Source organism: Bradyrhizobium sp. AT1, from assembly GCF_001590795.1.
Taxonomy (GTDB): domain Bacteria; phylum Pseudomonadota; class Alphaproteobacteria; order Rhizobiales; family Xanthobacteraceae; genus Bradyrhizobium.
On the sequence record NZ_JXDL01000001.1, the window covers coordinates 3,256,630 to 3,269,988 of the forward strand.

The 13,359-nt window shown below is 65.8% G+C and carries 10 protein-coding genes; 3 read left to right on the forward strand and 7 right to left on the reverse strand.

What is annotated here, in order from left to right; genetic code table 11:
• The 7 genes from SE92_RS15370 to SE92_RS15400 all read right to left on the reverse strand — a co-directional run.
• Window positions 1-1,549: methyl-accepting chemotaxis protein (locus tag SE92_RS15370; RefSeq protein WP_063196527.1), on the reverse strand; the 1,549-nt coding region annotated here is incomplete at its 3' end.
• A 249-nt stretch (window positions 1,550-1,798) separates the two neighbouring features.
• On the reverse strand, window positions 1,799-3,769 hold the full coding sequence (locus SE92_RS15375; RefSeq protein ID WP_063196528.1) for a methyl-accepting chemotaxis protein: 1,971 nt from the start codon (window positions 3,767-3,769) through the stop codon (window positions 1,799-1,801).
• Window positions 3,770-3,962: 193 nt separating this feature from the next.
• Window positions 3,963-5,705, reverse strand: coding sequence for a methyl-accepting chemotaxis protein (locus tag SE92_RS15380; RefSeq protein ID WP_063196529.1), 1,743 nt, complete (start codon window positions 5,703-5,705; stop codon window positions 3,963-3,965).
• A gap of 234 nt (window positions 5,706-5,939) precedes the next feature.
• On the reverse strand, window positions 5,940-6,173 hold the full coding sequence (locus tag SE92_RS15385; RefSeq protein ID WP_063196530.1) for a DUF6894 family protein: 234 nt from the start codon (window positions 6,171-6,173) through the stop codon (window positions 5,940-5,942).
• A gap of 165 nt (window positions 6,174-6,338) precedes the next feature.
• Window positions 6,339-6,938, reverse strand: coding sequence for a hypothetical protein (locus SE92_RS15390; protein ID WP_063196531.1), 600 nt, complete (start codon window positions 6,936-6,938; stop codon window positions 6,339-6,341).
• A gap of 113 nt (window positions 6,939-7,051) precedes the next feature.
• Window positions 7,052-8,038 carry an acrylyl-CoA reductase (NADPH) gene (gene acuI, locus SE92_RS15395; protein WP_063196532.1) on the reverse strand — a complete coding sequence of 329 codons (987 nt, stop codon included), beginning with the start codon at window positions 8,036-8,038 and terminating at the stop codon, window positions 7,052-7,054.
• Between the two features lie 42 nt (window positions 8,039-8,080).
• Window positions 8,081-9,334, reverse strand: coding sequence for an MFS transporter (locus SE92_RS15400; protein WP_063196533.1), 1,254 nt, complete (start codon window positions 9,332-9,334; stop codon window positions 8,081-8,083).
• A 341-nt stretch (window positions 9,335-9,675) separates the two neighbouring features.
• Here SE92_RS15400 and nadA point away from each other — a divergent pair, with 341 nt between their 5' ends.
• The 3 genes from nadA to nadC all read left to right on the forward strand — a co-directional run.
• Entirely contained in the window at window positions 9,676-10,794 is a 1,119-nt protein-coding gene (gene nadA, locus SE92_RS15405; RefSeq protein ID WP_063196534.1) for a quinolinate synthase NadA, read from the forward strand.
• Window positions 10,795-10,965: 171 nt separating this feature from the next.
• Window positions 10,966-12,570: an L-aspartate oxidase gene (locus SE92_RS15410; RefSeq protein WP_063196535.1), complete on the forward strand. Its 1,605-nt coding sequence runs from the start codon at window positions 10,966-10,968 to the stop codon at window positions 12,568-12,570.
• Between the two features lie 9 nt (window positions 12,571-12,579).
• Window positions 12,580-13,359 (forward strand): carboxylating nicotinate-nucleotide diphosphorylase (nadC, locus tag SE92_RS15415; RefSeq protein ID WP_063203551.1); only part of this gene is annotated, 780 nt, incomplete at its 3' end.

Consider the following 13,359-nt stretch of genomic DNA (forward strand, 5'->3'; position numbering starts at 1 on the left):
TATTGGCCGAAACCTCCTGCGTGCCGACCGAGGCCTGCTGGACGTTGCGCGAGATCTCCTGCGTGGCCGCGCCCTGCTCCTCGACGGCGGCGGCGATAGCCGAGGACACTTCGGACAGCCGCTCGATGGTGCCGCCGATCTCCTGGATGGCGCTGACGGATTCCTGCGTCGCGGCCTGGATGCCCGACACCTGCGCCCCGATCTCGCCGGTCGCCTTCGCGGTCTGCTCGGCCAGCGCCTTGACCTCGGAGGCGACGACGGCGAAGCCGCGGCCTGCTTCGCCGGCACGCGCCGCCTCGATTGTCGCATTCAGCGCCAGCAGATTGGTCTGGCCCGCGATGGTGTTGATGAGCTCGACGACGTCGCCGATGCGCGAGGCCGCCTGCGACAGCGCATTGACGCGCTCGTTGGTCCGCGCCGCCTGCTCGACGGCCTCCGCGGCCATCCGCGCCGAATCCTGCACGCGGCGGCTGATCTCGGTGATGGAGGACGACAGCTCTTCCGAGGCGGAGGCCACCGCCTGGACGTTGGTGGAGGCTTCCTCGGAGGCTGCCGCAACCACGGTCGCGAGCTCCTGGCCGCGCTGCGCGGTGCTGGTCAGCGTCGAGGCCGACGCCTCGAGCTCGGTCGAGGCCGAGGAGACGGTGCCGACGACCTCGCCGATCATGGTTTCGAACTTGCGGGTGATCGCATCGACGCGGCGGCCGCGCTCGATCTTGGCTTCGGCATCGGCGGCCGCGGCCTCGTCGGCGGCCTTCTTGGCGATCAGCGCCTCCTTGAAGATCTGCAGCGCATCCGCCATCGAGCCGATCTCGGTCTTCTCGCCGCGATGCGGCACCTCGGCCGAGAGGTCACCCTCGCCGAGCGACTGCATCGGGCGGATGATCGAGGCGATGCCGCGAGAAACGTCGCGCACGAGATAATAGGCGGCGCCGATCGCGATCAGGACGGCCGCGATGATGATGCCGACGAGCACGCGGAAGATCAGCGCATAACTATCGGCCGCCTGCTTGGTCTCCAGCTCGGCACCGCTGTTGTTCAGCTCGATGCCCTTCTGGAGCAGCGGGTCGGCGGCCTGCGCCATCTTGGCGACCTTGGTCTGCAACATCTCGTTGGCGTCGACCGGGAACTTGCCGACGCTCTTGCGCGACAGCGCCATCGTCTCCTGCACGCCGTTCAGGTACTCGGCCCACGCCTTGCTCCATTGCTCGTAGAGCGAGCGCTCCTCGGGCACGTTGATCAGGCGCTCGTAAACCTTGCGGGTCTTCTCGATTCTTTCGCGCAAGCCTGCGAGTCGCTTCTCGGCGGCCTCCTTGCCCTCGGCACTGTCCTGCATCAGGTGCAGTCGGAGCGCGACGCGCAGCTCATTGATGTCGGCGCGCATCGAGCCCAGCGCACGCACGCTCGGCAGCCAGCTCTCCGCGATCTCGACCGTGTGGGAATTGATGTTCTGCATCGTGCCGATCGCCATCACGCCGACACCGGCGAGCGAGAGAACCAGAACTGACAACACGGTCAGCAGCTTGAATACGATGGACAATTTCGACATCACGACAAATCCCGATGGTATCCAGCAACGCGCAGATCGCCTGCGCCCGGTCGTCGCAACGCACGACGGGGCGGAGGTCAGTTCAACAATGCTGGCTGGTTCTTATTCCGTAAGACTAGCGCTCATAATTGCAAACAGGCGTTAACAGGAACCTACGTAAAACTACGGCTTGCCCGCGTCGCCGTCATTTTCCGCGCAACGACCCGCTGCGCCCGGTGCAGTGCAATATTGCGGCGTCCGCCTGCCCCGCTATGCCGCCCGCACCGATTCCAGGAACCGCGCGACCTCACTCTTGAGCCGGTTGCTCTCCTGCGACAGCGACTGCGCGGCCGAATGCACCTGTGCCGAAGCAGCCCCGGTCTCGCCGGCGCCGCGCTGGACGTCGGCGATGTTCGCCGAGACTTCGGAGGTCCCTTGTGCGGCGTGCTGGATGTTGCGGGAGATCTCCTGGGTGGCGGCACCCTGTTCCTCCACCGCCGCGGCGATGGTCGACGAGATCTCCGACATCTTCGCGATGGTATCGCCGATCTCCTTGATCGCGCCGACAGACTCGTCCGTCGCTGTCTGAATCGCACCGATGTGCTGGCCGATCTCGCCCGTGGCCTTCGCAGTCTGCTCGGCCAGCGCCTTCACCTCGGTCGCGACCACGGCAAAGCCCTTGCCGGCTTCGCCCGCCCGCGCCGCCTCGATCGTCGCGTTGAGCGCCAGCAAGTTGGTCTGCGCGGCAATGGTGCTGATCAGCTCGACCACGTCGCCGATGCGGGAGGCGGCCTTCGTCAGCTCGGCGACGCGCGCATTGGTGCGTTGGGCCTGCTCGACCGCGACATCGGCGACGCGCGCCGATTCCTGCACCTGGCGGCTGATCTCGGAGACCGAGGAGGTCAGCTCCTCGCTCGCCGACGACACCGACTGCACATTCGCCGACGCCTCCTCCGAAGCCGCCGCCACGGCAGTGGCGAGCCCGTTGCCGCGCTCGGCGGTCTGGGTCAACGTGTTCGACGACGCCTCGAGCTCGGTCGCCGCCGACGACACGGTCTCGATGATCTCGCTGACCGCGCCTTCGAACGTATCGGCGAGCCCTTGCATGTCGGCCTTGCGCTGTTGCCGGACACGCGCCTCCGCTTCGGCCTGCTCCGCGCGCAGCCGCTCGGCCTCCGCCATGTTGGTCTTGAACACCGCGACGGCGCCGGCCATCTCGCCGATCTCGTCCTTGCGGCCGAGGCCGGGGATCGCGACGGAAGTGTCGCCATTTGCCAAGCCGGTCATCGAGCGCACCATGGCGATCAGCGCGGTCGAGATCGAGCGACCGATGAAGAAGGACACGCTTCCGACCAGCAGGATGGAGCATCCAAGCGCGACCCACATCCAGAGCTTGATCGAGGCACGCGTCGACGCTTCGGCCGCCTGCGCCGCGACGTAGCGCTGAGTGATGTTCTTTTCGATGTCTTCGAGCACCGGTTCGATCGTCCGGAATTCCTTGGACATGGTCGAGCCGTGCGCGGCGAGATCCTGCGCGCCGGCGACCCAGGCCGTGAAGTCAGCCTCGTACTTGCCGAGCTTCTTGCCGATGTCCTGCTTGATCGCCGGGAGAATGGCCGATGCTTCGACTTGCTTGGAAAATTCCGCCGCGGTCTTCTTGAGAGAATTGAGGTATTTCCCGTCCCGGCGCAGCATGAAGTCCTTCTCGTGACGACGCATCATCAGCATGCCGCTGGTGAGCCTGGGATCGTCGACCTCCTTGAGCTTGCTCTCGATGTCGTGGACCGCCGTGCGCAAGGAGCCGGACAAGCCGAGTGTCTCGTTCAATCCAAGCTTGATCTCATCCTGTTCGACGGCCGCAAATGCACTCGAATATCGCTCGAAGCCGGCGCGTGCCAACGACACCTTCTCCCCGACTTCGGCGTGTCCCGCCGCCCGCGCGGCGCTGCCGAGACGATCAAGGTCGCCGGTGATGTCGGAAACGAGCACGGCGTGACGCTTGGCGTAAGACTGGTCGCGCCGGAGCTGGAAATCCTTCTCGGCGCGCCGCGCATCCAGCATCTGCTGGGAGATCCGCTGGTTCAGATCGGACAGCCTGCGCGCGCCCTCTGCGGCCTCGCGAGACATATCCTGAGACAGAGTGCCGATCTGGTAGATCGAGCCGAAGGCGACAAGTCCGATGAGGCCGAACAGTCCGATCGCCATGACCTTGTGTGTGAGGCGAATGGAAATTCCACTCATCGACGTGCTCCACCGATTGAAACGCAATGCGAAGGACGACTCAGCGCCCGGAATATTGCGGGCATCATGACTGCGTCGATTTTCCGGAAGGTTAACTCGGCTCGCACGCGTCGCGGCGTCGACATGAGAACGCGCGCAACCGCCGCATCTTCACGCGGGCGGTTGCAGATCTATCCACCGAAGAACGCCGCCGTCAGGCTGCGCGCACCGTCTCGAGGAACTTCCCGACCTCGAGCTTGAGGCGATTGCTGTCGCCCGACAGCATCTGCGCGGCCGACAGCACCTGCGAAGACGCCGAGCCTGTCTCGCTCGCGCCGCGCTGCACGTCGGTGATGTTGGAGGACACCTGATGGGTGCCTTCCGCCGCCTGCTGCACGTTGCGGGAAATCTCCTGCGTCGCGGCGCCTTGCTCTTCCACCGCGGCCGCAATGGTCGAAGAGATCTCCGACAGCTTCTCGATGGTGTCGCTGATGTCCTTGATCGCGCCGACCGAATGCTCGGTGGCGGTCTGGATGCTGGCGATCTGCTGGCCGATCTCGCCGGTCGCCTTCGCAGTCTGCTCGGCGAGCGCCTTGACCTCGGAGGCGACGACGGCAAAGCCGCGGCCGGCTTCACCGGCACGCGCGGCCTCGATGGTTGCATTGAGCGCCAGCAGATTGGTCTGGCCGGCGATGGTGTTGATCAGTTCGACCACGTCGCCGATGCGCGCCGCGGCGGCGGAAAGCTCTCCGACACGGTCGGTCGTGGTGCGGGCCTGGCTCACCGCCTCGCTGGCGACGCGGGCGGATTCCTGCACCTGGCGGCTGATCTCCGTGATCGACGATGACAGCTCCTCGGTCGCCGACGCCACCGACTGCACATTGGTGGACGCCTCCTCGGAGGCGGCAGCAACCATGGTGGTGAGTTCCTGCGTGCGCTCTGCGGTCGAGGTCAGCGTGGTGGCGGATGCCTCGAGCTCTGTCGAGGCCGCGGACACCGTGCCCACGATCTGGCCGACCGCCGACTCGAAAGTGTCCGCGAGCTTGCGCATCTCTGCCTTGCGCTGCTCGGCCGCGACCCGATCCTCCCGCACCTTGGCTTCCGCTTCCTCGCGCGCCTTCTGCTCGGACACCACCTTGAATTTTTCGACGGCACCGGCGACCTCGCCGACCTCGTCCTTGCGGCCAAGGCCCGGCAGCACCACGGAGAAATCTCCGCCCGCGAGCTTCTCCATCGCTGCCGTCAACGCGCGCATGGGCCGCGCGATGCTGAACACGGAGAAGATGCAGGCACCGATCAGGACGAGCGCGACCAGCACGCCGGTGACAAGCGACGTCCGGGCAACAGAGGCGGCCTCGGCTTCCGCTTCGGCGCGCGCCTCAACACTTCTCTGCTTGGCGAAATCGGTGATCTGGTTGGCCAGCTGGTTGATCTCTTCATTGATCGGCGCCAGCGTACCCTTGCGGAAGCGATCGACGTCGCTCACGAGCTTGGCAAGCTGCGCCGCCGTCTCGCCGTCCTTCTTCCCTTCCAGCGCGAGCTCCTGCTTGCGGATGGCTTCGATCTGTTGCTGGCCCTTGCCGAACTCGCCGATCAGCACGGTCAGACGATCGATGCGCTTGCGGTTCTCCGGCGAGCGCGACAGCTTGGCCATCTCACCGGAGAACTTCAGCGCCGCTGTCTGCCGGTCGTTGAAATAGGTGACCGCCTTCTGCATCTCGACCGGAGAGGACGACGTCAGAATATCGCGAATGCCGATCTGCATGCCCCGCACCGACGCCTTCGCTTCCGCGGCGTTTAGCGCAATTGCCTGCTGTCCCGACGCGGCATTGCCGAGCTTCTGGACATCGGCATCTCCGCTCATCTGCAGAAAGATCATGAGCGCGACGAGCCCGATGGTCAGCGCCGAAGTGACGGCGAGCTTGGTGCCGATTCGCAGGTTCTGAATGAACATCATCAAAATATCCCCCAAGGGTACGCATTTGCCGCGGCGAAGCGCGTGAACAACGGCGGGAGGTTAACAACGAGATTCCTCATTAACGTTAAGCAGCACCTCGGCGGCTTCAGTAGAAATACGGGAAGAACCGCCCAAACCCTCGGGCTTCTCGCACGTTTCACGTGTGATGAAATTGGATTTCGCGAATTTACAGGTATCGGCGTCCGCCAACGCCGGTCGCACGATCGGCGATCGTCAGCGTACGCTCTCGCCGAGGAGGCTGATGCGAAAGACCGGCTTCTTGTTCTCGTCGAGCAGCTCCATGCACCACTCGGCATTCGGCTTCAGGCTGCGCGCGATGCCGCCGAGCAGGTTGGCACAGACCTCGGTCATCTCGGTCCAGGCGGCTGCGCGATCCTCGAACTCGTACGGCTGGTCGGCGGCGCCGGAATAGCGACCGGTGCTGATGCGGAAGAAGTACAGCGACATCGTTGAACCCTTGTGTAGGGCCGCACCCCCCGGCCGGACGTAAACTGGGACGCGAACTGCTACCAACGCATGAAAGCCGCCGTCCGTATGATTACGGCGCGCCGGCTTCATGTTTGATCAACGTCTTCAACGACTAAAGCGTACAGACAGTCCCGCAGGGCCATCTCACTGAGTCGAACGGCGCAGCTCCAGCGGACCTTCGTTCTTGGCGGGCTCGGACCTGACTTCCGCCTTGACCGGCTCGAGCCGGCTGCTCTCGACACGCGGCGTTTCCACGCGCGCGGCGACTTCGGTGTTGGCCGGGCCGACCGAACCGGTGTGCTCCGACCTGTGCAGCGAGCGTGGCCGCGCCGCAGCGCGCGCCATCAGCATCTGGTTGCCGCCCTGGTGATGGAAGTCGCAATAGGCGAAGCCCATGCCCGACACCGAGCCGCGGAAGCTACGATCGTCGGTCTTTTCCAGGTTGAAACAGGGCTCGAACGGAATGCCCTTGATCGAGGCGCAGACGTTCTGGCCGCGGATCTGGAGCGTATTGCCGGGCAGGCGGAGGTGCTTGACGGGGCCCGCGCCTGAGAACTGCACCGCACCGGCGGCGCCGAGATCGTCCAGGATGCGACCTGCGCCGCGGGTGCCGTCGAAACAGGTGAAGGCAAACACTTTGCCGGCCACGAATCGACGCGCCTCGTCGGCGTTCATGCTTCCGGCGATGGCCGGCGCAAACGTTGCTGCCGCCGTGACAGCCCCCAACACAATACGCGCAAGCATGCTCAACTCCGAACCCAACCCCGCAGCGGGCGATGCCTTATCTCTTTACCCGCTGCTTACCATACTAACCATGGCGACATTGAAGCAGCTTGGTTGGTAAAGTCTAAACGTCGTTAAGCGATTTTTACCACGATGCGGCCGCGCACCTCGCCGGCGAGGATTTTCGCGCCCCATTGGGGAACGTCGTCCAGCGAAATTTCATGAGTAATTTCAGTTAGTTTGGCTCGGTCGAGATCGGACGCCAGACGCTGCCAGGCAGCTTTCCTCGGCTCAATCGGGCACATCACGGAATCGATGCCGAGAAGGCACACCCCGCGCAAAATGAAGGGGGCGACAGAAGACGGCAGGTCCAGGCCGCCGGCGAGGCCACAGGCCGCGATCGCTCCGCCGTACTTGGTCATCGACAGCAGATTCGCCAGCGTGGTCGATCCGACGCTGTCCACGCCGCCCGCCCAGCGCTCTTTGGCGATCGGCTTGGCCGCCCCCGACAATTCGTTGCGATCGATGATTTCGGCGGCGCCGATGTGTTTCAGGTAGTCCGCTTCCGCGGCGCGGCCGGTCGAGGCGATGACGTGGTAGCCGAGCTTCGACAGCACCGCGGTCGCAACCGATCCGACGCCGCCGGCGGCACCGGTCACCACCACCGGGCCGCTCTTGGGCGACAGGCCGTGCTTCTCCAGGGCCAGCACCGAGAGCATCGCGGTGAAGCCGGCGGTGCCGATCGCCATGGCATCGCGCGCCGACAGGCCTTGCGGCAAGGCAACCAGCCAGTCGCCCTTCACCCGCGCCTTCTCGGCATAGGCGCCGAGATGGGTCTCGCCCATGCCCCAGCCGGTGCAGACGACCTTGTCGCCCGCCTTCCACTGCGGATGCGAGGACGCCTCGACCGTACCGGCGAAGTCGATGCCGGCGATCATCGGAAAGCGACGCACCACCGGCGCCTTGCCGGTGAGCGCAAGGCCGTCCTTGTAGTTCAGCGTCGACCATTCGACGCGGACGGTGACGTCGCCGTCCATCAGCTCGGCTTCGTCGAACTGCGTCAGCGCGGCATTGGTGCCCTTGTCCGCCTTGTCGATCCGGATCGCCTTGAATGTGGCCACGACTGAACTCCCTCAACTTGTTTGTCGTGGATGTTTAGCCGATCAGGCCGGCTGCGCAACCGCCCGTGCGACGGGTTTCTCCACGATCGGAAGATTGATCAGCGCCGAGAGCACGCCGAACAGGATCGAGAGCCACCAGATCGGCGTGTAGGAACCGAAGCGCTCGAAGACGATGCCCCCGAGCCAGACGCCGAGGAAGCCGCCGACCTGATGGCTGACGAAGGCGAAACCATAGAGCGTCGCGAGCCAGCGCGTGCCGAACATCAGCGCCACCAGCGCCGAGGTCGGCGGCACCGTCGACAGCCAGGTCAGGCCGGAGACCGCACCGAATGCGATCGCGGAGAACGGCGTGATCGGGAACGAGATGAAGGCGAGAGTCGCAAGCGCACGCGTGAAATAGATGACGGAAAGGATGTAGCGCTTGGGCACACTGTTCTGGAGATAGCCGACGCTGAGCGAGCCGATGATGTTGAACAGGCCGATCGCCGCGATCACCCAGCCTCCGGTTTGCGCGGAGATACCGCGATCGACCAGGAAGGCCGGCAGATGCACGGTAATGAAGGCGAGCTGGAAGCCGCAGGTGAAGAAGCCGAGCACCAGCAGCACGTAGGAGCGGTGGCCGAAGGCTTCGGCGAGCGCCTTGGTGATGGTCTGATCATCCGCCGGCGTCGCGTTCGCCGACTGTGCGACCGGCGGCGTCGAGAGCGCCAGCGCCAGCGGGATGATCAGCAGCATCAGGAAGCCGAACACCGAAAGCGCCTGCTGCCAGCCGAAATTGTCGATCAAGGCAACGCCGATCGGCGCGAACAGGAACTGCCCGAACGATCCCGCCGCCGTGCCGGCACCGAGCGCGAGGCCGCGCTTCTCGGCCGGCAGCAGCTTGGTGAACGCCGACAGCACCAGATTGAACGAGCAGCCGGCAAGGCCAAAACCGACCATGACGCCGGCGCCGATGTTGAGCGACACCGGCGTCGAGGAGTAGCGCATCAACAAGAGGCCGCCGGCATAGAGCAGAGCGCCGACGCACATCACCCGGAACAGGCCGAACCGATCGGCGACCGCGCCGGCGAACGGCTGGCCCAGGCCCCACAACAGATTCTGCACGGCAATCGCGAGGCCGAACACGTCGCGGCCCCAGGAGAATTCGTGACTCATCGGCTGCACGAAGAAGCCCAGCGCCGAGCGCGGACCGAAGCCGAGCATGCCGATCGCACAACCGCAGAGAATGATGACGGCCGGCGTGCGCCAGTTGGAGGAACGTGAGGGAGGAGCAAGTTCGCCCGCTGATGTCGACATGGGTGTTCCTCGTCTGTCTTTGGCGGACTCGCAAAGCAGCGGTCGCGAACATGGCACTTAATGCACTTGCATGAAGATCCCAAGTCAAAAACGATTGCATTCCACGGGGAGCTGCCGCGGGAGCATTGCGTTTCAATGTGGCCTCTCCTGGCGCGTCAGGCCCGGGCTTGACGGAAATGTGTGCGGCAGGATCTGGCGATCCCGCTCAGAGCGTGTTATCTTTGATTTGCTCACATTGAGTATATTAGACCTCGGATGAAGTCCGCGCTGACCCCGCGCCGGATGATTCAGGTCCTAGATATACTCAATGTGAGTATAATTGATATGCAAGGGAGGCTTCAATGCCGATCGCTGGAATTTACGGCCCCGACGACTTTGCCAACCGGCCCCAGGGCCAGCACCAAGGCCAAGCTACCGCCTCCCCCCGTGCCGCACCGGCACGAACGGGACCCACGCTGCCGACGCCCTCGCTGGCATGGACGCCGGAGGTCGCGCGCGCCACCGCGCCGCTCTACGAGCGTGTGAAGCACGTGATCCCGCCGATCGAGTGGCCGCTGATGGCGCCGACGATCCTGGCGATCAACGAGCTGAAGCGCGCGCGCGGCGCGGTGATCCTCGCGCACAATTACCAGGCGCCCGAGATCTTCCACTGTGTCGCCGATATCGGCGGCGACTCGCTCCAGCTCGCCGTCGAAGCCACCAAGGTGAAGGCCGGCATCATCGTCCAGTGCGGCGTGCACTTCATGGCGGAGACCTCGAAGCTGCTCAACCCGGACAAGACGGTGCTGATCCCGGACTCGCGCGCTGGCTGCTCGCTCGCCGCCAGCATCACGGGCGCCGACGTCCGCCTGCTCCGCGAAAAATTTCCGGGCGTACCTGTCGTTGCCTATGTCAACACCTCCGCCGAGGTGAAGGCCGAGGTCGACATCTGCTGCACCTCCTCGAACGCGGTGCAGGTGGTCGAGAGCCTGGGCACGCGAAGCGTGATCTTCCTGCCCGATCGTTATCTCGCAACTTACGTCGCCTCGAAGACCGACGTGAAGATCATCGCCTGGAAGGGCGCCTGCGAGGTGCACGAGCGCTTCAAGGGCGAAGAGCTGCGCGCCTTCCGCGAGGCCGATCCATCGGTGCAGATCATCGCGCATCCCGAATGCCCGCCGGACGTGCTGGCGGAAGCCGACTTCACGGGGTCGACCGCGCACATGATCAATTGGGTGCGTGAGCGGCGGCCGCGGCGGCTGGTGATGATCACGGAATGCTCGATGGCCGACAATGTGCGGGCCGAGCTGCCCGACGTCGAGATGCTGCGCCCCTGCAATCTCTGCCCGCATATGAAGCGCATCACGCTCGCCAACATTTTGGAAAGCCTGCTGACGCTCCGTGAGGAGGTGACGATCGATCCCACGCTTGCGGATCGCGCAAGGCGCTCGGTCGAGCGGATGATCAATCTGAAGAATTGAAGGCAACCCGTAACAACACACACCGCCGTCGTCCCTGCGAACGCAGGGCCCCATAACCACAGGAAGATGTTTGGCGAAGAACAGCGTTGAGCAGCTTCGCAAGACAACTTCCGCCGCGGCGTATGAGTCCCTGCGTTCGCAGGGACGACGGCGGAGTGAATGGAGAGAGTCATGACCAACAACATCCACACCCTCACCCGCGACACCGACGTCGTCATCGTCGGCGGCGGCCTTGCCGGATTGTTCTGCGCGCTAAAACTCGCGCCGCGACCGGTGACCTTGATCTCGGCCGCGCCGCTCGGACAGGGCGCATCCTCGGCGTGGGCGCAGGGCGGCATCGCCGCGGCCGTGGCCGAGGGCGACACGCCGGAAGCGCATGCTGCTGACACGATCGCGGTCGGCGGCGGCCTCGTGGACGAGGCGGTGGCGCTCGGCATCGCGCGCGAAGCCGCGCCTCGCATCCACGACCTGCTCGCTTACGGCGTGCCGTTCGATCGCGACCTCGAAGGCAGGCTCGCCGTCGGCCGCGAAGCCGCGCATTCCGCCCGGCGCATCGTGCATGTGCGCGGCGACGGCGCGGGCGCGGCGATCATCGCGGCGCTGAGCGAGACTGTCCGCCGCACGCCGTCGATCCGGCTGATCGAAGGTTTTGTCGCAGAGGCTTTGTTGACCGAGGATGGCGCCGTCACCGGACTTCAATTGCGCGAGGCCCTCAATTGCGCGGCCAAGCCCGTGATGCTTGCCGCGCGCGCGGTGGTGCTCGCAACCGGCGGCATCGGACATCTCTATGCCGTCACCACCAATCCGCGCGAGGCCGGCGGCTCCGGTCTGGCCATCGCCGCCCGTGCGGGTGCCGTGATCGCCGATCCCGAATTCGTCCAGTTCCACCCGACCGCCATCAGGATTGGACGCGATCCGGCACCGCTCGCCACCGAGGCGCTGCGCGGCGAAGGCGCGACGCTCGTCAACGGCAACGGCGAGCGCTTCATGGCGGCGCATCATCCGCTCGCCGAGCTCGCGCCGCGCGACATCGTGGCCCGCGGCGTGTTCGCCGAGATCGCGGCCGGGCGCGGCGCCTTCCTCGATGCGCGGGCGGCGCTTGGCGCGCGCTTCGCCGACAGATTTCCGACCGTGCATGCGAGCTGCATTGCCGCCGGTATCGATCCCACCACACAAATCATCCCGATTGCGCCCGCCGCGCACTACCACATGGGCGGCATCGCTGTGGACGGGCGCGGCCGCAGCTCGATCGACGGGCTCTGGGCCGGCGGCGAGGTGTCGTCGACCGGCGCACACGGCGCCAACCGGCTGGCCTCGAATTCGCTGCTCGAGGCCGTGGTCTACGCCGCGCGCATCGCGGAGGACATCGCCGGCCGTACGCTCCCCTCGCCTGCCCGCCTTCCCGACGCACCGGCCGCGTCGCGCAGCGGCACGCCGGATGCCGCGGCGGTGCAGCGGCTGCGAGCGATGATGAGCGCGCATGTCGGCGTGGTCCGCGACGATCCCGGCCTTGCGGAAGCCGTGCGCCACATCGCCACGCTCGAACGCGAGGCAGCCAGCACCGCGCTGCGCAACATGGCGACATCAGCCCTGCTCGTCGCAGCCTCGGCGTGGAGCCGGCGCGAAAGCCGCGGCGCGCATTTCCGCATCGACCATCCGACGGATGTGCCTGCGCTGGCGCAGCGAACGATGACCAATCTCGCCGCGGCGCGCGCGATCGCCGAAAGCCTGAGCGAGCAGCCCCTGCCGCGCACCGTCCAGCCCATGATTGCCTGAAGGAAGCCTCTGATGAACCCGACCTCACTGCTCAACCCCGACGCCTTCCTCTCGCCGCTCGCCATCGACGAAGCCGTGCAGCGCGCGCTCGACGAGGACCTCGGCCGCGCCGGCGACATCACCTCGCTTGCGACGATCCCGGAAGCGACCAAGGCGCAAGCTGTGCTGGTCGCGCGCCAGTCCGGCGTGATCGCCGGGCTGCCGCTGGCGCTGGCGACATTGCAAAGACTCTCGTCCGACATCGAGGTCCGCGCGCATGTCCGTGACGCCGCGCGCGTCGCTCGCGGGCAGCTGGTGCTGACGATCTCGGGCTCGGCGCGCGCCATCCTCACCGCGGAGCGAACCGCGCTGAACTTCGTCGGCCGCCTTTCGGGCGTCGCGACGTTGACGGCCGAGTACGTCGCGCGCACTGAAGGCACGAGGATGCGCATCTGCTGCACGCGCAAGACCACGCCGGGGTTGCGCGCGCTGGAGAAATACGCGGTGCGCTGCGGCGGCGGCTTCAACCACCGCTTTGGCCTCGACGATGCGATCCTGATCAAGGACAACCACATCGCGGTTGCCGGCGGCGTCGCCGCGGTGCTGGAGCGCGCCCGCAGCCATGCCGGCCATCTCGTCAAGATCGAGATCGAGGTCGATACGTTGGCACAACTGCGCGAGGTGCTCGCTACCGGGCTGGCCGACGCCGTGCTGCTCGACAACATGGACCTAGCAACGCTGCGCGAGGCGGTGCGGATCAACGACGGGCGCCTCAAGCTGGAGGCATCCGGCGGCGTTACACTGGAGTCG

Excerpts from the sequence above, each read along its gene's own strand:
- SE92_RS15380 (WP_063196529.1), bottom strand. The coding sequence starts at position 5,705 with ATGATGTTCATTCAGAACCTGCGAATCGGCACCAAGCTCGCCGTCACT.
- SE92_RS15375 (WP_063196528.1), bottom strand. The coding sequence starts at position 3,769 with ATGAGTGGAATTTCCATTCGCCTCACACACAAGGTCATGGCGATCGGA.
- SE92_RS15410 (WP_063196535.1), top strand. The coding sequence starts at position 10,966 with ATGACCAACAACATCCACACCCTCACCCGCGACACCGACGTCGTCATC.
- SE92_RS15400 (WP_063196533.1), bottom strand. The coding sequence starts at position 9,334 with ATGTCGACATCAGCGGGCGAACTTGCTCCTCCCTCACGTTCCTCCAAC.
- SE92_RS15385 (WP_063196530.1), bottom strand. The coding sequence starts at position 6,173 with ATGTCGCTGTACTTCTTCCGCATCAGCACCGGTCGCTATTCCGGCGCC.
- nadA (WP_063196534.1), top strand. The coding sequence starts at position 9,676 with ATGCCGATCGCTGGAATTTACGGCCCCGACGACTTTGCCAACCGGCCC.
- SE92_RS15390 (WP_063196531.1), bottom strand. The coding sequence starts at position 6,938 with ATGCTTGCGCGTATTGTGTTGGGGGCTGTCACGGCGGCAGCAACGTTT.